Source organism: Geomonas sp., from assembly GCF_035254065.1.
Taxonomy (GTDB): Bacteria; Desulfobacterota; Desulfuromonadia; order Geobacterales; family Geobacteraceae; genus Geomonas.
This window is the reverse complement of sequence record NZ_DATFBA010000051.1, coordinates 1-2,923: the sequence shown is the minus strand read 5'-3', so window position 1 is coordinate 2,923 and position 2,923 is coordinate 1. Positions and strand designations below refer to the sequence as shown.

Annotated in this window: 2 protein-coding genes; both read right to left on the bottom strand. The window is 64.4% G+C overall.

Annotation, left to right across the window (positions count from 1 at the left end; genetic code table 11):
• Nucleotides 1-2,347 (bottom strand): endopeptidase La (gene lon, locus VJ604_RS02790; protein ID WP_324079864.1); only part of this gene is annotated, 2,347 nt, incomplete at its 3' end.
• A gap of 13 nt (nucleotides 2,348-2,360) precedes the next feature.
• Nucleotides 2,361-2,923, bottom strand: a 563-nt coding sequence (locus VJ604_RS02785; protein WP_324079863.1) for a ClpB D2-like domain containing protein, incomplete at its 5' end; no start/stop codon positions are given.

Here is a 2,923-nt window from a genome sequence, read left to right as displayed (position 1 = left end):
GCAGTGCGTGGCTCAGCACCTCGTCCATGTGCGAGACGGCATGGATGGTGAGGCCGGCGGTGATCTCCTGGGGGACATCCGAGAGGTCCTTCTCGTTCTCCTTGGGGATCAGCACGGTGCGGATGCCACCGCGCCCGGCCGCCAGGAGCTTCTCCTTGAGCCCCCCGATGGGGAGCACGGCGCCGCGCAGGGTGACCTCGCCGGTCATGGCGATGTCGCGCCGGACCGGACGCCGGGTGAGCGCAGAGGTGAGCGCGCAGGCCATGGTGATGCCGGCCGAGGGGCCGTCCTTGGGGATGGCCCCCTCCGGCACGTGGATGTGGATGTCGAGGTGCTGGTAGAAGTCCTTGGCGAAGCCAAGCAGTTCGCCGCGCGAGCGGACGTAGCTCATGGCCGCCTGGGCCGACTCCTGCATGACCTCCCCCAGCTTGCCGGTAACGGTCAGCTTCCCCTTGCCGGGGAGGGCGACCACCTCGATGTTCAAGAGGTCGCCTCCCACCTCGGTCCAGGCCAGGCCGGTCACCAACCCGACCGCGTCCTCGCCCGGGGCCTCCCCGTACTTGAAGCGGGGGGGACCCAGGTAGCCGGCCACCTGCTTGGGCTGAACGGTGCGGCGCATCTTGCCCCCCTCCACCACCGCAAAGGCGATCTTTCTGCAGATGGTGCCGATCTCCCGCTCCAGGTTACGCACCCCCGCCTCGCGGGTGTAGCGCCGGATGATCTCGGTGAGCGCCGCATCGGAGACGGTGATCCCCTTCCCGGACAGCCCGTTGTTTTTCCCCTGCTTGGGGACCAGGTACTGGCGGGAGATGGCGAGCTTCTCGTGCTCGGTGTAGCCGTCCAGCCTGACCAGTTCCATGCGGTCCAAAAGCGGCCGGGGGATGGCGTGGCTGGAATTGGCGGTGGTGATGAACATCACCCGGGAGAGGTCGTAGTCGAGGTCCAGGAAGTGGTCGTTGAAGCAGAAGTTCTGCTCCGGGTCGAGCACCTCCAGAAGCGCCGAGGCGGGATCGCCGCGGAAATCGGCGGTCATCTTGTCGATCTCGTCCAACAGGAAGACCGGGTTGGAGGAGCCGCACTTCTTGAGGGACTGGATGATCTTGCCGGGCATGGCCCCCACGTAGGTGCGCCTATGCCCCCTGATCTCCGCCTCGTCCCGCACCCCGCCCAGCGAGATCTTCACGAATTCGCGGCCGGTGGCGCGGGCGACCGAGCGGGCGAGCGAGGTCTTCCCCACCCCCGGCGGACCTACCAGGCAGAGGATGGGCCCCTTCATGCCCGGGACCAAGGTGTTGACCGCCAGGTACTCGAGGATCCTCTGCTTCACCTTCTCGAGACCGTAGTGGTCCGCCTCCAGGCAACTGCGGGCAGCGGCGAGGTCCGCTTTCTCCACGCCGTACACCCCCCAGGGAAGCGCCAGCACCCAGTCCAGGTAGTTCCTGACCACCGCCGCCTCGGAGGACATCGGGGACATGAACTTGAGCTTCTTCAGTTCGGCGTGCACCTTCTCTTTCGCCTCGTCGGAAAGCTTAAGCTTGGCGGCCTTGGCCTCCAGGGCCTGCAGTTCCTGTTTGAACTCGTCCTTGCCCCCCAATTCCTTCTGGATGGCGCGGATCTGCTCGTTCAGGTAGTAGTCCTTCTGGGTCTTCTCCATCTGCTTCTTGACCCGGGCCTGGATCTTCTTCTCGATCTGCAGGATCTCGATCTCGGCCATCATCAGCGACAGGAGCCGCTCCATCCGCTTCAGCGGGGAGGCGAGCGACAGGAGCTCCTGCTTCTGGGATACCTTCAGGTTCAGGTGCGGGGCGACCGTGTCGGCCAACCGGGAGGGGTCGGCGATGCTGGAGACCGACTGCAGCACCTCGGCGGGGATGGAGCTGTTCAGCCCCAGGTAGCTTTCGAAGCCGGTCACCACCCCGCGCTTCAACGCCTCCACCTCGCTCCCCTTGGGCTGGGGCTCGGCCAGGCTCTGCACGTCCACCTCGAAGAAGGAGCGGTTGTCGTGCCAGGCGACGACGGAGGCGCGGCGCTTCCCTTCCACCAGCACCTTCACGGTGCCGTCCGGCAGCTTCAGGAGCTGGATGATGTGGCAGACGGTCCCTACCGTGTAGATGTCGTCGGCCAGCGGGTCCTCGGTCTTGGCGTTCTTCTGGGTGGCCAACAGGATCAGCTTGTCGTGGTCGGCCATGGCCGCTTCCAGGGCCTGCACCGACTTCTCCCTTCCCACGAAGAGCGGCACCACCATGTGCGGGAAGATGACGATGTCCCTTAAAGGAAAGAGAGGGAACCTTTCCGGATTCCCTCTCTTTCTGGTTCTGCTGCCGATTTTGACGTTCTCTTCAGTCATGTTCTCCCGTCCGTCAGGCGCTTTCCGCAACGTTCTCGTAGACTACGATCGGCTTTTCCTTGTTGTAGATGACCTCTTCGCTGATCACCACTTCCTTCACCATGTGCTGGGAAGGGATCTCGTACATGATGTCCAGCATGGCGTTCTCCAGGATGGACCTGAGGCCGCGGGCCCCGGTCTTCCTCTTCAGGGCCTCCCGGGCGATGGCGATCAGGGAGCCGTCGGTGAACTTGAGCTTCACGTGCTCCATCTCGAAGAGCTTCTGGTACTGCTTGATGAGGGCGTTCTTGGGCTCCTTGAGGATCTGCACCATGGCCTCCTCGTCCAACTCGGCCAGCGAGGCGAGCACCGGCAGACGTCCCACGAACTCGGGGATGAAGCCGAACTTCAACAGGTCCTCCGGGGTGACCCCGGCCAGAAGCTCACCGGCCCGCTTCTCGACCTTCTTCTTGACGTCGGCGCCGAAGCCCAGCGTCTTGATGCCGATCCGCTGCTGGATGATGTTGTCCAGCCCCGGGAAGGCGCCCCCCACGATGAAGAGGATGTTGGTGGTGTCGACCTTCAGGAACTCCTGCT